The following is a 15,067-nucleotide window of genomic DNA, read 5'->3' on the forward strand; positions in this document are numbered from 1 at the left end:
CCTGCCCACCGGCCAAGGCGCCGGCACCGCCGAGGACGCTCTCGACACCGCCTGCGGCCTCTACCTCGCAGACCCGACCGCGTGGGGCTGAACCCCCGACGAACTAACGCCGACGACCACTAGTTGTAGTTCCCCGCCCCCGCCCACCCGCGTTTTGCGCACTTGTCGCGAGTTTTCCGGTGGGGAATCCGCGACAAGTGCGCGAAACGCGAGGGGGGAGGGGCTGCAGCGCACGGATGGCCGATCGATACCCCCACCGGTACCGTGGGGGTGGAAACGAGGAGGTCTCACATGACCGGAGACGAGGAGAGCATCGCCCTGGTGCTCAACCGCCTGCGCCGCGCGCAGGGACAGTTGGCGGGGGTCATCTCGATGATCGAGAGTGGCCGCGACTGCAAGGACGTCGTCACGCAGTTGGCGGCGGTGTCCAAGGCCCTCGACCGGGCAGGTTTCAAGATCGTCGCGAGCGGGATGCGGGAGTGCCTGTCCGGGGACGGGACGGCGTCCGAGCCGCTCACCGAGGCGGAACTCGAGAAGCTGTTCCTCGCGCTCGCCTGACCGCAGTGAACCGAGCAGGAGTAGGGAGTCAGTGATGGATCTGGGAATCAGCACACGACTGGACGCCGACTTCGACGACGCCGTCACCCGCACTCGGGATGCGTTGCAGCAGCAGGGTTTCGGTGTGCTCACCGAGATCGACATGCAGGCGACGCTGAAGGCGAAGATCGGCACCGACATGGAGCGGTACCTCATCCTCGGGGCGTGCAATCCGGGGCTCGCGCACCGCGCGGTCGGCGTGGACCGGCAGATCGGGCTACTGCTGCCGTGCAACGTCGTCGTCCGAGCCGACGGTGACGGTGTCGTCGTCGAGGCGATGAATCCGGCCCTCATGGTCGAGGTGACCGGTGATCCGAGGCTCGAGGAGGTCGCCGCCGAGGCGACGACCCGGTTGCAGGCGGCGATCGACGCTCTCACTTGACCGGTAGTCCGCACTAATCTGGGTCTATGCCGCTTTCGCGCCGGGTCCCGGACCTCGCCGCACTCGACGTCCTGGTCACGGTCGGCCGGCTCGGCAGCATGGGTGCCGCCGGCAGGGAACACGGCCTCAGTCAGCAGGCCGTGAGCGCCCGTGTGCGATCGGCGGAACGGCAACTCGGGATCCGGGTGTTCGATCGCGGTGCCGGCGGTGTCCGACCCACCTCGGAGGGGTCGCTGATCCTCGAATGGGCGTCCACGATCCTCGACGCGGCCGAGGAACTCGCCTCCGGTGCCGCAGCGCTGTACGGGGAACGGCCCGCCACCCTCACCGTTGCCGCCAGCATGACGATCGCCGAATACCTGGTGCCCGGCTGGACCGTCGCGATGTGCCGCAAGCATCCGACCGTCGTGACGTCGGTGCACCTGCGGAACTCGGCCGACGTCGCCGCGCAGGTGCGGGCGGGGGTCGCCGACCTCGGATTCGTCGAAGGCCCGGTCGAGCCGGACGGATTGCGGTCGGTCGAGGTGGCCGCCGACGAGCTGGTCGTGGTCGTCCCGCCAGGCCACCACTGGATCCGGGGTGCCCCGATTACCGTCACCGAACTGGCCGCCACCCCGCTCGTCCAGCGTGAACCCGGCTCCGGGACCCGCACCACCCTCGAGTATGCCGTCCCCGGCTGCGTCGCACCGCTGCTGGAGCTCACCTCGTGCACCGCGGTCAAGGCCGCCGTCGCCGCCGGTAACGCGCCCGCCGTGGTGTCGTCGCTCGCCGTCGACACCGATCTGCACGACGGCCGACTCGTCGCCGTCACGGTCGCGGGCCTGCGGATGCCGCGACGACTGCTCGCGGTGTGGGACGAGGTGCGCGGGCTGCGTGGTGCCGCCCGGGACTTCCTCGACATCGCCCGCTCCGGTCGGTGAACGGTGCCCGACGCGTGATCGGCCGTCTCGGGAAGAGCTCGTGAACGGTCGCGGAACTGGCTGTGCTCGAAAGGAATTCGAGGTAGCACGCTGTTAGCGTCCCGTCCTGTACATCCCGTTCGGGGTGTTTTCGGATGTGAAAGGACCCTCATGTCGCACTCTCGCCGTTCCCCGGTGCGCGCCGCCGCCGCGGCCGTCGCCGCTGTCGCCGCGCTCGGCATTGCTGCCGCTCCCGCCTCGGCGTCGCCGCTGGCCGACCTGTTCGGGTCCCTCGGCGCCGGGTCGCTGGACGCGGGTTCACTCGGGGTCGGCTCATCGACCGATCCGGGTGCGAATCTGCCCGCCGGCTTCGACCTGCAGGCGCACCGCGGCGGCCTGGGCGAGACCATCGAGGAGTCGCTGCCCGCGTTCCGGAAGGCGATCGAACTGGGGGTGACGACCCTCGAACTGGACATCGTGATGAGCAAGGACGGTGTGCCCGTCGTCTGGCACGACGCCACGATCTCGTCGAAGAAGTGCTCGGACACCGCACCCGCCACCGCGAACGACCCGCAGTTCCCGTACGTCGGCGACGCCATCCACGATCTGACGTGGGCGCAGCTGCAGACCCTCGACTGCGACAAGAAGCAGGCCGGGCACCCGGACGCCGAAACCGTCAAGGGCAACAAGCTCATCCAGCTGCGGGACGTCTTCACGCTCGCCGCCGCGCACAAGGCGGACGTGCACTTCAACATCGAGACGAAGATCGAAGCCGCCCGCCCCGAGACGACCGCCACCCCGCAGGAGTACGTCGACGCGATCCTGCGTGAGGTCCGCGCGGCCGACGCCGTCGACAAGGTGATGATCCAGAGCTTCGACTGGAGCTCGCTGCCGCTGGTGCGGGCCGCCGAGCCGTCGATCCCGCTGGTGATGCTGTGGGACGAACCGAAGTGGCTCGCCGGATCGCCGTGGACCGGCCCCGTCGACTACGACGCCGTCGGCGGCGACATCTTCGCGGCCGCGAAGCAGTTGGGCGCCGACGTCATGTCGCCGTCCCACACACTCGTCGACGAGGACCTGATCAAGGGCGCCCACGACGCCGGCCGCCGCGTCGTCCCGTGGACCGTCGACGACGCCACCCGCATGAACGAACTGATCGACGTCGGCGTCGACGGCATCATCACCAACTACCCGACTCGACTGCGCGCCGTCATGGCCGACCGCGGCATGGACCTGCCGCAGGGCTACCCGGCGCCGTGATCAGATGCCGCCCTCGAAGCCGTGCTGGCGCCAGGCCTCGTAGGTGACGACGGCCGCCGCGTTGGACAGGTTCAGGGAGCGGCGTCCGGGCACCATCGGGATCCGCACCCGGTCGGTGACGTGCGGATCGCTCATCACCTCTTCGGACAGCCCGGTCGGCTCGGGCCCGAACAGCAGCACGTCACCGGCCCGGTAGGCGATGTCCGCGTACGAGGTGGAGGCGTGGGCGGTGAACGCGAACACTCGCTCCGGGGCGAGTGCCGTCCACGCCGCCTCGAGGTTCTCGTGCACCGTCACCGACGCCAGATCGTGGTAGTCCAAGCCTGCGCGACGCAACTTCGGCTCCGACAGATCGAACCCCAGCGGACCCACAAGATGCAGCTCGCATCCCGTTCCGGCGACCATCCGGATCGCGTTACCGGTATTGGGGGGAATGCAGGGCTGGTGGAACATCACTCGGAACACGGCGTCCAGCTTGCCAGGTGTCCGGTGAAGCATTCTTGTCGGTGGCTTCTGTCAGTCTGTGTGGCTCCCGCATATGCGGGGGCGCGTCGGTGACGGCGCCTCTTCTCCACAGGAGCACGACATGACTGAGCATTTTCCTCCCACCGAGCAGTTCGGGGTGCCCGCTTCGACGCCGACGCCGGCCAAGCAGCGGCGGTGGCCGTGGGTGCTCGCGGTGGTGGTCGCGTTGTTCGTCGGGATCGGGATCGGGGCGGCCGGGAAGTCGGATTCCGCGGGTGAGAGCACCCCGGTGACCGCGGCGGCCCCCGCCAGTTCGACCACGACGGCCGCACCGAAGCCCAGCAGCCAAACCGTGGTCGCGAAGCCCGTCGAGTCGTCGGCGGCACCCGCGCCGGCTCCGGTGCAGAACGTCACGCCCACGGTGTCGAGCGTTCGTGCGTCGACGGCGGCTCCGGCACCCGCGCCGGCTCGGGCGGTCGAGCCTGTTCCGGTGAAGCCGCAGGCCAGTTCCAGTCAGCGGAACGCGGCCCGGTCCGCGGAGCAGTATCTCGACTACTCGGCCTTCTCTCGTAGTGGGTTGATCGAGCAGTTGGAGTTCGAGGGTTTCTCCACTGCGGATGCGACGTATGCGGTGGACAGCGTGAAGGTGGATTGGAACGCTCAGGCGGCGAAGAGCGCGAAGCAGTATCTCGAGTACACGTCGTTCTCGAAGGCAGGGTTGATCGAGCAGCTCGTGTTCGAGGGATACACGCAGGCGCAGGCCCAGTACGGGGCTGACGCAGCGTACTGAGCCACTGACAACTCCTGCCGCCGTCGAACGGGCGGTTGTCGCGGACGCCTCTCGGCCGATGCTCGGAAAACCGCCCGTTCGGCGCGCCCGGCCGCACGCTGCGCATTCGCACATGTCGGCCCCCGCGTGCAGCATGGAGGTATGGCAGCAGAACTCGTGGAGATCGTGGGGGAGGATTTCGCCGATGCGCGTCTTCCCCAGCAGACCTGGATCCGGCAGCACTACACGGGGTGCTCGTTCCGGGACGCCGATCTGAGTGGGTTGCGCACCGAGTTCACAGTGTTCACGGACTGCGATTTCACGGGCGCCGACCTCGCCGACTCGCATCACTTCTCGACGGCCTTCCGGTCGTGCACCTTCGCGCGGGCCACCCTGTGGCACAGCAGTTTCCGCAGCTGCAGCCTCCTCGGCTCGACGTTCACCGACTGCCAGCTGCGACCACTCCAGGTCGAGGAGGTCGACTTCACGCTCGCGTCACTGGCCGGCGCCGACCTGCGCGGCATCGACCTCACCGACTCCCGCTTCCGGGAAGCGAACCTCGTCGGCGCCGACCTGCGCGGGGCGATCCTGCAGTCCGTCGACCTGTTCGGCGCCCGCGTGCAGGGCCTGAAACTCGGCGGCGCCGACCTCCGCGGCGCGCACGTCGACCCCGTCCTGTGGACCACCGCCGACCTCGACGGCACCCGCATCGAACTCACCCAGGCCGTCACCTACGCCGCAGCCCACGGCCTCGTCGTCGAACACTGACCGTCTGGAACAATGGTCGGGTGACTGCAACGATCCTGGACGGCAAAGCAACCCGCGACGAGATTTTCCTCGACCTCGAGGCCAGGGTGGCAGCCCTGAAGGAGAAGGGCATCACGCCCGGACTGGGCACCATCCTCGTCGGCGACGACCCCGGATCCGCGTCGTACGTGCGCGGCAAGCACAACGACTGCGCCAAGCTCGGTGTCGCCTCCATCCGCCGTGACCTGCCCGCCGACATCACGCAGGCCGAACTCGAGGCCGTCATCGACGAACTCAACGCCGACGACGAGTGCACCGGCTACATCGTGCAGCTGCCGCTGCCCAAGCATCTCGACGAGAACGCCGCCCTCGAGCGCATCGACCCCGACAAGGACGCCGACGGCCTGCACCCCGTCAACCTGGGTCGCCTCGTCCTCGGCAAGGAAGCCACGCTGCCGTGCACCCCGCGTGGTGTCGTGCACCTGCTGCGCCGCTACGAGGTGCCGATCGACGGCGCCCGCGTCACCGTCGTCGGTCGTGGCGTCACCATCGGCCGGCCCATCGGCCTGCTGCTGACCCGCCGTAGTGAGAACGCGACCGTCACCCTCTGCCACACCGGCACCAAGGATCTCGCGGCCGAGGTGCGTCGCGCCGACATCGTCGTCGCCGCCGCCGGTGTCGCCGGACTCATCACCGCCGACATGGTCAAGCCGGGTGCCGCGGTCCTCGACGTGGGTGTCTCCCGCACCGCCGACGGACTGCGCGGCGACGTCGCCGACGACGTCCGCGAGGTCGCCGGTTTCGTGTCCCCCAACCCCGGTGGTGTCGGACCGCTCACCCGTGCGTTCCTGCTCGCCAACGTCGTCGAGCGGGCCGAACGGCTCGCCGGTCTGCGCGGCTAGGACGCGTCCGTGACGCAATTCGTGCGCAGGAACCTGCCGATGCTGGCCGTCCTCCTCGTGGTGGCGGTCGCATTCGGTCTGGTCCTCGCCGATCGGTGGCGGCGCGGTGCCCTCGTCCTGGGGGGTGCCGCGCTGCTCGCCGCCGGATTCCGGGCCGTCCTCGCGCCCGACCAGGCGGGGTTGCTCGCGGTGCGCGGCAAAGGTTTCGACGTCGTCTCCATGACGGTCGTCGGAGCCGCGATCATGACCCTGGCCGCGTCGATCGACCCGCTCGGCACCGACTGACACGGGTCGAGTCCGGGCCGGGCACAGTTGTTCAGCGGCGCGCGGTGCGCGCCAGTTCCATCGTTTCCTTCAACAGCTCGGCCACCGCGTCGGCCTCGGTGAGGAAACCGTCGTGGCCGTCCCGCGACTCGAGGATCCGCAGCCCGTCGCAGCCGGGCAACCCGTCCGCGAGTTCCTGCTGCAGCCGCAGCGGATACAGCCGATCCGAGTCGACACCGCCGACGATCACCGGGACATCCGTCGCCGCGAGCGCCGCGTCGACGCCGCCGCGGCCCCGGCCCACGTCGTGCCGGTTCATCGCCTCGGTCAGCAGCACGTACGTGGCCGGATCGAACCGGGCGACCAGCTTGTCGGCCTGATGGTCGAGGTAACTCTGGACGGCGTAACGTCCACCGCCCCACGGGTTCTCCCCGGTCTGGTGGTCGTTCGCGAAGCGGGAATCGAGTTCGGTCTCGGTGCGGTACGTCAGGTGCGCGATCCGGCGGGCCAGCCCGAGACCGGTCCGCGGAACCCGGCCGGTGCCGTGGTAGTTGCCGCCCTGCCAGTCCGGATCGCTCCGGACGATCTGCATCTGCGTGGTCTGGGTGCCGATCTGGTCGGCGGTGGCGCGCGCCCCGACCGCCAGCACCAGTGCCGCGTCCACCCGGTCCGGATGTCCGACGATCCACTCGAGCGTCCGCATCCCGCCCATCGAGCCGCCGACGACGGCCGCGAGCCGGTCGATGCCCAGCCGGTCGGCGAGCGCCACCTCGGCGGCCACCTGGTCGCGGATCGTGATGTCCGGGAACCGGGAACCCCAGTAGGAGCCGTCGGCCGCGAGGGAACTGGGGCCGGTGGTGCCGCGGCAGCCGCCGAGCACGTTGGTGGCCAGCACACACCATTCGTTCGTGTCGATCGGAGCGCCGGGCCCGACCATCCCGTTCCACCAGCCGGGGGAGGGATGGTCGGCGTCGGCCGGGCCGCTCACGTGCGAATCACCCGTCAGCGCATGCTCGACGAGGACCACGTTGTCGCGGTTCGGGGACAGCTCACCCCACCGCTGCACGGCCAGGGTGACGTCGGGCAGCACCGCACCGTTCTCGAGTTCGACCGAGCCGATGTCGACGAAGCCCAACTGCCCGTCCGGCGGGGGGAACCCCGCCGGACGGGCGTTGCGAACCGAACTGACTGTCAAGACGTCGCCGCCGCGAAACCGGTCTCGAGGTCGGCGAGGATGTCGTCGAGGCCCTCGATACCGACGGCCAGGCGCACGAGCCCCGGCGTGACACCGGCGGCGAGCTGTTCCTGCTCCGAGAGCTGTGCATGGGTCGTGGACGCCGGATGGATCACCAGCGAACGGACGTCGCCGATGTTCGCGACATGGCTGTGCAGCGTCAGCGCGTTGACGAACTTCTTGCCCGCGTCGACGCCGCCGGCCAGTTCGAACGTGACGATGGCGCCCGTGCCGCGCGGCGCGAGCGTCTTGCCGCGCTCGTGCCACGGCGACGACGGCAGACCCGCGTACGACACCGTCGTCACCTCGGGATGCGCCTCGACGTATTCGGCGACGGCCTTCGCGTTCGCGACGTGCCGCTCCATCCGCAGGCTCAGCGTCTCGATGCCCTGCGCGATGAGGAACGCGTTGAACGGGGAGACTGCGGACCCGAGGTCGCGCAGCAGCTGCACCCGTGCCTTGAGCGCGAACGCCGGCGCGCCCAGGTCGGCGTAGACGACACCGTGGTAGCTCGGGTCCGGGGTGGTGAAGTTCTCGTGCCGGCCCTGGGTCCAGTCGAACGTGCCGCCGTCGACGATCACACCCGCGATCGAGGTGCCGTGACCGCCGAGGTACTTGGTCGCCGAATGGATGACGATGTCGGCGCCGTGCTCGAGCGGACGGATCAGGTACGGCGACGCGATCGTGTTGTCGACGATCAGCGGCAGGCCGTTCTCGTGCGCGACCGCCGACACCCCCGGGATGTCGAAGATGTCGTTGCGCGGATTCGAGATGGACTCGCCGTAGAACGCCTTCGTGTTCGGGCGGATCGCGGCACGCCACTGCTCGATGTCGTCGGGATCCTCGACGAACGACACGTCGATACCCAGACGGCGCAGCGTGTAGTGGAACAGGTTGTACGTGCCGCCGTAGACGCGCGGGCTCGCCACGATGTGGTCGCCGGCCCCCGCGAGGTTGAGGATCGCGAACGTCTCCGCGGCCTGCCCGGACGCGAGCATCAGCGCCGCGACGCCACCCTCGAGCGCGGCGATCCGCTGCTCGACGGCGTCCTGCGTCGGGTTCATGATGCGGGTGTAGATGTTGCCCGGCTCGGCCAGGCCGAACAGCGCCGCCGCATGGTCGGTGCTGTCGAAGGTGAACGACGTGGTCTGGTAGATCGGCAGCGCACGCGCATTGGTCGTGCCGTCGGGGCGCTGACCAGCATGGACTTGCTTGGTCTCGAAGCTCCAGGTGGCCGTCGGATCGGTCGCGGCATCGGTGATGTCGGTCATGAGTCGTCTGCTCCAGGTTCGGGAGTAGGTGTCGGCGCAGCGCCGTGCATACGCCGGGAGGGCTGAGCTATCTGCGACAACAACACATCATGATGAACCTCCGGTGGGGCATGGCCCGGTCAGTGGGTCCGTCCCAGCGGACCCGCGCTTGTCTCCCGACTCTCGTCGGGAAACCTGGTCATCACCCGGGGCACCCCACCGCGGTTGGAGGGTTGCCGGCCAGCGAGCCGGGGCTTGACGCTGACACTCTTGACCTGAACGCCGATAGTAGCGGTATCGACCGGACGGTTGGAAGGAGGGCGGCGAGAAACGCATCGCAGACATAGCGACCTGCTGTGACGTGGCGCACCGCAATAGTCTTGCTTGTCGACCGATTACCCACACCGCACCCTCACGCTGACCGGGAGTTCGATTGTGAAAGACACCGCCGCACCGCTGCACCGCGGTCTCACGGCGCGCCACATCCGCTTCATCGCGCTCGGGTCCGCGATCGGCACCGGCTTGTTCTACGGGTCGGCGGAGGCGATCGAGAAGGCCGGCCCGTCGGTGCTGCTGGCGTACCTGATCGGTGGCGCCGTGATCTACCTGGTGCTGCGCGCGCTCGGCGAGATGGCGGTCAGCAACCCGGTGTCGGGATCGTTCGGCGAGTACGCGAGCAAGCATCTCGGCCCGTTCGCGGGCTTCGCCACCGGCTGGACGTACACGTTCGAGATGATCGTGGTCTGCCTGGCCGATGTCACCGCGTTCGGCGTCTACATGGGGTTCTGGTTCCCCGACGTGCCGCGCTGGATCTGGGTGCTCGCGGTCGTCTTCTTCATCGGCGCCCTCAACCTGCTCAGCGTCAAGGTGTTCGGCGAGGTCGAGTTCTGGTTCACCCTCGTCAAGATCACCGCCATCATCGGCATGATCGTCGGCGGTATCGCCATCCTGATCTTCGGGTTCGGCATCCACGACACGTCCGTCGGCGTCTCCAACCTGTGGAACGACGGCGGCTTCTTCGCGACCGGCTTCGGCGGCTTCCTCGGCTGTTTCGCGATCGTCATGTTCGCGTTCGGCGGGACCGAGATCATCGGCATCACCGCTGGTGAGGCCGAGGATCCCGAACGCACCATCCCCAAGGCCATCAACACCGTGCCGATCCGGATCATCCTGTTCTACGTGCTCACCCTGGCCGTGATCATGGCGATCAACCCGTGGCAGTCCGTCGACTCCCAGGGCAGCCCGTTCGTCGAGATCTTCTCCGGTCTCGGCATCGGCCCGGCCGCCACCGTCCTCAACATCGTCGTCATCACCGCCGCGCTGTCCGCCATCAACAGCGACGTGTTCGGCGCCGGTCGCATGATGTACGGCATGGCCCAGCGCGGTCAGGCGCCCGCGGTGATGCGTCGAGTCTCCCGCGGCGGTGTGCCGTGGATGACCGTCGTCATCATGGTGATCACCCTGCTCGTCGGCGTCCTCCTCAACTACCTCATCCCGGACCGGGTGTTCCTCGTCATCGCGTCCATCGCCACCTTCGCGACCGTCTTCGTGTGGCTGATGATCCTGCTGTCCCAGTATCGCTCCCGGAAGACCATGACAGCCGACGAGGTGACGGCGCTGAAGTTCCCGGTGCCGCTGTGGCCGTACGGGCAGGTCGTCGCGATCGGCTTCCTCGTCTTCGTCATCGCCCTCCTGGCCTTCGACGTCGACACCCGCATCGCCCTCGTCGTCGGCGCCGCCTGGCTCGCGCTCCTCGCCCTCGCCTACCTGCGCTGGGTGCGGCCACGCACCACCCCGATTGTTACCCGTGAGTAGGGTGTGAGGTTTCCCGCTCGATGGTTGCCATCCGGGCGAATAGCAGTACGCTCGTCATGTTTGGGTCGATCCCGTCGAGGGGGACCCGAGCCGATACGTTGGATAATCGAAACGTTGGCGGACTCACCCACAAAGTGGTCTGCGCACCCCCGATACCCAGGGGACCTGGTGCCCGGTCGGCGGCATCAGGGACACTTCCTAGGAGGACACGAAGCCCCCATGTCCAAGATCAAGGTCGAAGGCAAGGTCGTCGAACTCGACGGCGACGAGATGACCCGCATCATCTGGCAGTTCATCAAAGACAAGCTGATCCACCCCTACATCGATGTGGATCTCGAGTACTACGACCTGGGCATCGAGCACCGTGATGCCACCGACGACCAGGTCACCATCGACTCGGCGAACGCCATCAAGAAGCACGGCGTCGGCGTCAAGTGCGCCACCATCACGCCGGACGAGGACCGTGTCGAGGAATTCGGCCTCAAGAAGATGTGGCGTTCCCCGAACGGCACCATCCGTAACATCCTGGGCGGCACCATCTTCCGTGCCCCGATCCTGATCTCGAACGTGCCGCGTCTGGTCCCGGGCTGGACCAAGCCGGTCGTCGTCGGCCGTCACGCGTTCGGTGACCAGTACCGCGCCACCGACTTCAAGGTCCACCAGGCCGGCACCGTCACCCTCACCTTCACCCCCGAGGACGGCTCCGAGCCGATCCAGCACGAGGTCGTGAAGATGCCCGAGGACGGCGGCGTCGTCATGGGCATGTACAACTTCAAGAAGTCCATCCAGGACTTCGCGCGGGCCTCGCTGTCCTACGGCCTGCAGCGCAACTACCCGGTCTACCTGTCGACCAAGAACACGATCCTCAAGGCCTACGACGGCATGTTCAAGGACGAGTTCCAGCAGGTCTACGAGGACGAATTCAAGGCCGAGTTCGACGCCGCGGGCCTGACCTACGAGCACCGCCTCATCGACGACATGGTCGCCTCCTCGCTCAAGTGGGAGGGCGGCTACGTCTGGGCGTGCAAGAACTACGACGGTGACGTCCAGTCCGACACCGTCGCGCAGGGCTACGGCTCGCTGGGCCTGATGACGTCCGTGCTGATGACCCCGGACGGCAAGACCGTCGAGGCGGAGGCCGCGCACGGCACCGTCACCCGCCACTACCGTCAGCACCAGCAGGGCAAGCCGACGTCGACGAACCCGATCGCGTCGATCTTCGCGTGGACCCGTGGCCTCGAGCACCGCGGCAAGCTCGACAACAACCCGGAGCTGATCGAGTTCGCGAGCCAGCTCGAGGACGTCGTCATCAAGACCGTCGAGAGCGGCCAGATGACCAAGGACCTCGCGCTGCTGATCGGCCCGGACCAGGGTTGGCAGACCACCGAGGAGTTCCTCGCGACCCTCGACGAGAACCTGCAGAAGGCCCGCGCGTAATCGCGTAGCACTTCGCTGAAACGGGACGTTCCTCACACGGGAACGTCCCGTTTCCGTTCCACGGAAGGCACATCTTGACCAGCGCGGCCCCCACCGGGGCACTCTCGACCTCCGCCGTCTCGTCCACCGTCCGCCGCCGGGCGATGATCGCGCTCGCGATGGGCGGTTTCGGTATCGGCACCACCGAGTTCGTGGCGATGGGACTGCTCCCGCAGATCGCCGGCGGCCTCTCCGTCTCCGAACCGACCGCCGGGCACGTCATCACCGCGTACGCGCTCGGTGTCGTCGTCGGTGCCCCGCTCATCGCGGCCCTGACCGCCCGCACCCCCCGCAAGGTGCTGCTGATCGCACTCATGATCGCGTTCACCGTCGGCAACGCGGCCGCGATCATCGCCCCGAACTACGGCGGGCTGCTGATCGCCCGGTTCGCGGCCGGTCTGCCGCACGGCGCCTACTTCGGGGTCGCGTCCCTCGTCGCCGCGCACCTGGCGGCCCGCGGGCAGCGCGCCAAGGCCGTCGCGACGGTGATGGCCGGTCTCGCGATCGCCAACGTGGTCGGGGTGCCAGCCGCCGCGTGGATCGGCCAGAACCTCGGCTGGCGCAGTGCGTTCGCCCTCGTCGCCGTCATCGGGGTGGCGACCGTGCTCGCGATCTCGGCGTGGGTGCCGCCGCTGCGTGACCTGCGCACCAGCGACCCGCGTACCGAACTGGGCGCGCTGCGGCGCGGACAGGTGTGGCTGACGCTGATCGTCGGCATGGTCGGCTTCGGTGGCATGTTCGCCGTCTACACGTACGTGGCGTCGACGATGACGGAGGTGGCGGGGTTGCCGATGGCGCTCGTGCCGCTCGCCCTCATGGTGTACGGGCTCGGCATGGTCGCCGGCAACACACTCGGCGGTGTGCTCGCGGACCGGGCCCTGACCCGCGGCCTGTTCGTGGTGCTCGCCGCGCTCGTCGTGTGCCTGGCTGTGTTCGCGGTCGCCGCCCGCAACCCGTACACCGCGATGATCGTGCTGTTCCTCATCGCGGTCGCCGGGTCGGCGCTGGTGCCGGGCCTGCAGACCCGGCTCATGGACGTCGCCGCCGACGCCCAGACCCTCGCCGCGGCCCTCAACCATTCGGCCCTCAACACCGCGAACGCGTTCGGTGCGTGGATCGGTGGCGTCGTCATCGCCGCCGGTCTCGGCTACACCGCGCCCGCCCTCGTCGGTGCCGGACTGGCCGCGGCGGGACTCGTGGTGCTCGCCGTCGCAGTGTTCACGGCCCGCCGGTGACGTCCGCTACGGTTGCCCGCGTGCCTCACATCATCACCACCGTGAACGTCAACGGTGTCCGCGCTGCGGCCCGCAAGGGCCTGCTCGCGTGGCTCGCCGACTCCCGCGCCGACATCGTCTGCCTGCAGGAGACCCGAGCCTCCGACGACCAACTGCGCGACACCCTCGCCCCCGCCCTGGACGCCGGCTGGCACGTCGCCTCCGCGGAACCCGCGGCGAAGGGACGCAACGGGGTGGCGGTGCTGTCGCGGCGGCCCGCGGACGCCGTCCGGATCGGATTCGGGGACGACGAGTTCGCCGACGCCGGCCGCTACCTCGAGGCCGACTTCGACCAGCTGACCGTCGGCAGCCTGTACCTGCCGACGGGGGAGGCGGACACCCCCAAACAGGAGCAGAAGCAGCGGTTCATGGCGTCGTTCGCGGCCCACCTGGCCCGCAGCGCCGAGACGGCTGCCGCGGCCGGACGGGACATGCTGGTGTGCGGCGACTGGAACATCGCGCACACCGAACGAGACATCAAGAACTGGAAGGGCAACGTCAAGAAGTCCGGGTTCCTGCCCGAGGAGCGGGCCTGGGTCGAGGCCCTGCTCGCTGACGGCACCTGGACCGACGTCGTCCGCCGCCTGCACCCGGACGTCGACGGCCCCTACTCGTGGTGGTCGTACCGCGGCAAGGCGTTCGACACCGACGCCGGCTGGCGCATCGACTACCACCTCACCACGCCCGGCCTGGCCGACCGGGCGAAGGAGGCCCACGTCGAACGGGCCGCCACGTACGCCGAGCGCTGGTCCGACCACGCTCCCGTCACGGTGCAGTTCCACTGATGGCCGCGCCCAAGTCGAAGAACCCGATCATCGCGCTGCTCGTCGCCCTCGCCGGTCTGGCGGCCGCGGTGTTCGTCGGCACCACCCAACTCGGCGGCGACACCGACTCGGCCTCGGTCGCCGCGACCACGAGTGTCACCGCGACCACGAGTGTCACGGCAACCACCGCCCCGAAGCCCGCATCACCGAAACCCACGGCACCGAAGACGTCCACCCCGCCCGCGGACACCGCGATCCCGCAGGCCGTGTGGGCGACGCTCGCCGCGGTCGACGCCGGACGGTGGCCGCCGTCGGACGCCCCCGGCACCGAGGGCGGTCGCTCGTTCGGCAACCACGAGGGCCGACTGCCCGCGTCCGCCGACGGGCAGAAGGTCCGCTACCAGGAGTGGGACGTCAACCGGAAGCAGCCCGGACGCGGCCGGGACGCCGAGCGCATCGTCACCGGCAGCGACGGCTCCGCGTGGTACACCGACGATCACTACGACACGTTCACGAGGATGCGCTGATGATCGTGTCGCCGGGTCTGTCACTGCTGGTCGCGGACCCGCGTCGCACCGCCGGCATCGAGGAGGAACTGCGCGACGCGGGCCGTCCGGTGCGGCACGTCCGTGGCCGGCGGATGCCGACGGTCGCGGCCCTGTTCGACGAGCTCGCCGCTGCCCTGCAGTTCCCGTACTACTTCGGCCGCAACAAGGACGCGTTCGACGAGTGCTTCGCCGAGATCGACGACACCGTCGGGGCCGGTGCGGTGCTCGTCGTCCTCGACGCCGACACCCTGCTGGCGGAGCAGCCGGGACAGCTGTCGTGGTTCGCCGCTGCGGTCGCCGACGCCGCCGCGACGGTGGTGCTGCAGGCCCGTCCCGGGCAGGCGGACGCGGTGGTGGCGCGGTTCGCCGCGGTCGGCGTGCACCTGCCTCGCAGCGCCGATCCCGGCGCGTGACAGTATCG

The 15,067-nt window shown here is 69.0% G+C and carries 17 protein-coding genes and 1 riboswitch; of the genes, 14 read left to right on the forward strand and 3 right to left on the reverse strand.

Features of this window, described 5'->3' with window-relative positions; genetic code table 11:
* Positions 1-291 precede the first annotated feature (291 nt).
* From E0497_RS09705 to E0497_RS09720, 4 genes are all read left to right on the forward strand, one after another.
* The gene (locus tag E0497_RS09705) at positions 292-558 is read left to right on the forward strand and encodes a metal-sensitive transcriptional regulator (RefSeq protein ID WP_137724594.1); all 267 of its coding nucleotides are present in this window, start codon (positions 292-294) and stop codon (positions 556-558) included.
* Positions 559-592: 34 nt separating this feature from the next.
* Positions 593-979: a DUF302 domain-containing protein gene (locus E0497_RS09710; protein ID WP_137724595.1), complete on the forward strand. Its 387-nt coding sequence runs from the start codon at positions 593-595 to the stop codon at positions 977-979.
* Between the two features lie 26 nt (positions 980-1,005).
* Positions 1,006-1,899, forward strand: coding sequence for a LysR family transcriptional regulator (locus E0497_RS09715; RefSeq protein WP_137724596.1), 894 nt, complete (start codon positions 1,006-1,008; stop codon positions 1,897-1,899).
* 150 nt (positions 1,900-2,049) lie between these two features.
* Positions 2,050-3,138 (forward strand): glycerophosphodiester phosphodiesterase family protein, encoded by a 1,089-nt coding sequence (locus E0497_RS09720; protein WP_137724597.1) that lies wholly within the window; start codon positions 2,050-2,052, stop codon positions 3,136-3,138.
* Here E0497_RS09720 and E0497_RS09725 read toward each other — a convergent pair whose 3' ends face one another.
* Positions 3,139-3,603 (reverse strand): tRNA (cytidine(34)-2'-O)-methyltransferase, encoded by a 465-nt coding sequence (locus E0497_RS09725; protein WP_137724598.1) that lies wholly within the window; start codon positions 3,601-3,603, stop codon positions 3,139-3,141.
* Between the two features lie 121 nt (positions 3,604-3,724).
* On the opposite strand from E0497_RS09725, the gene E0497_RS09730 reads away from it, so the two are divergent.
* The 4 genes from E0497_RS09730 (at position 3,725) to E0497_RS09745 (ending at position 6,306) form a co-directional block, all read left to right on the forward strand.
* Complete coding sequence (locus E0497_RS09730) at positions 3,725-4,393, forward strand: Ltp family lipoprotein (protein ID WP_137724599.1); 669 nt, start codon at positions 3,725-3,727, stop codon at positions 4,391-4,393.
* Positions 4,394-4,534: 141 nt separating this feature from the next.
* Positions 4,535-5,140: a pentapeptide repeat-containing protein gene (locus E0497_RS09735; RefSeq protein WP_137724600.1), complete on the forward strand. Its 606-nt coding sequence runs from the start codon at positions 4,535-4,537 to the stop codon at positions 5,138-5,140.
* Between the two features lie 20 nt (positions 5,141-5,160).
* On the forward strand, positions 5,161-6,021 hold the full coding sequence (locus E0497_RS09740; protein WP_137724601.1) for a bifunctional methylenetetrahydrofolate dehydrogenase/methenyltetrahydrofolate cyclohydrolase: 861 nt from the start codon (positions 5,161-5,163) through the stop codon (positions 6,019-6,021).
* A gap of 39 nt (positions 6,022-6,060) precedes the next feature.
* Positions 6,061-6,306: a DUF3017 domain-containing protein gene (locus tag E0497_RS09745; protein ID WP_170312940.1), complete on the forward strand. Its 246-nt coding sequence runs from the start codon at positions 6,061-6,063 to the stop codon at positions 6,304-6,306.
* Positions 6,307-6,337: 31 nt separating this feature from the next.
* Here E0497_RS09745 and metX read toward each other — a convergent pair whose 3' ends face one another.
* Together metX and E0497_RS09755 are read right to left on the reverse strand one after the other, a co-directional pair.
* Positions 6,338-7,480 carry a homoserine O-acetyltransferase MetX gene (gene metX, locus E0497_RS09750; protein ID WP_137724603.1) on the reverse strand — a complete coding sequence of 381 codons (1,143 nt, stop codon included), beginning with the start codon at positions 7,478-7,480 and terminating at the stop codon, positions 6,338-6,340.
* Complete coding sequence (locus E0497_RS09755; protein ID WP_137724604.1) at positions 7,477-8,790, reverse strand: bifunctional o-acetylhomoserine/o-acetylserine sulfhydrylase; 1,314 nt, start codon at positions 8,788-8,790, stop codon at positions 7,477-7,479. The genes metX and E0497_RS09755 overlap by 4 nt, the downstream gene beginning before the upstream one ends.
* Before the next feature lie 139 nt (positions 8,791-8,929).
* A riboswitch (SAM riboswitch) is annotated at positions 8,930-9,045 on the reverse strand.
* Between the two features lie 159 nt (positions 9,046-9,204).
* Here E0497_RS09755 and E0497_RS09760 point away from each other — a divergent pair.
* The 6 genes from E0497_RS09760 to E0497_RS09785 all read left to right on the forward strand — a co-directional run bounded on the left by E0497_RS09760 (position 9,205) and on the right by E0497_RS09785 (position 15,059).
* Positions 9,205-10,584 (forward strand): amino acid permease, encoded by a 1,380-nt coding sequence (locus E0497_RS09760; protein ID WP_137724605.1) that lies wholly within the window; start codon positions 9,205-9,207, stop codon positions 10,582-10,584.
* A gap of 219 nt (positions 10,585-10,803) precedes the next feature.
* Complete coding sequence (locus tag E0497_RS09765; RefSeq protein ID WP_137724606.1) at positions 10,804-12,021, forward strand: NADP-dependent isocitrate dehydrogenase; 1,218 nt, start codon at positions 10,804-10,806, stop codon at positions 12,019-12,021.
* 74 nt (positions 12,022-12,095) lie between these two features.
* The gene (locus E0497_RS09770) at positions 12,096-13,295 is read left to right on the forward strand and encodes an MFS transporter (protein WP_421958329.1); all 1,200 of its coding nucleotides are present in this window, start codon (positions 12,096-12,098) and stop codon (positions 13,293-13,295) included.
* A gap of 20 nt (positions 13,296-13,315) precedes the next feature.
* The gene (locus tag E0497_RS09775; RefSeq protein WP_170312931.1) at positions 13,316-14,119 is read left to right on the forward strand and encodes an exodeoxyribonuclease III; all 804 of its coding nucleotides are present in this window, start codon (positions 13,316-13,318) and stop codon (positions 14,117-14,119) included.
* Entirely contained in the window at positions 14,119-14,625 is a 507-nt protein-coding gene (locus tag E0497_RS09780; RefSeq protein ID WP_137724608.1) for a guanyl-specific ribonuclease, read from the forward strand. The genes E0497_RS09775 and E0497_RS09780 overlap by 1 nt, the downstream gene beginning before the upstream one ends.
* Positions 14,625-15,059 (forward strand): barstar family protein, encoded by a 435-nt coding sequence (locus tag E0497_RS09785; RefSeq protein WP_137724609.1) that lies wholly within the window; start codon positions 14,625-14,627, stop codon positions 15,057-15,059. Before E0497_RS09780 ends, E0497_RS09785 begins: the two co-directional genes overlap by 1 nt.
* Positions 15,060-15,067 lie beyond the last annotated feature (8 nt).

The organism is Prescottella subtropica (assembly GCF_005434945.1).
Classification (GTDB): Bacteria; Actinomycetota; Actinomycetes; order Mycobacteriales; family Mycobacteriaceae; genus Prescottella; species Prescottella subtropica.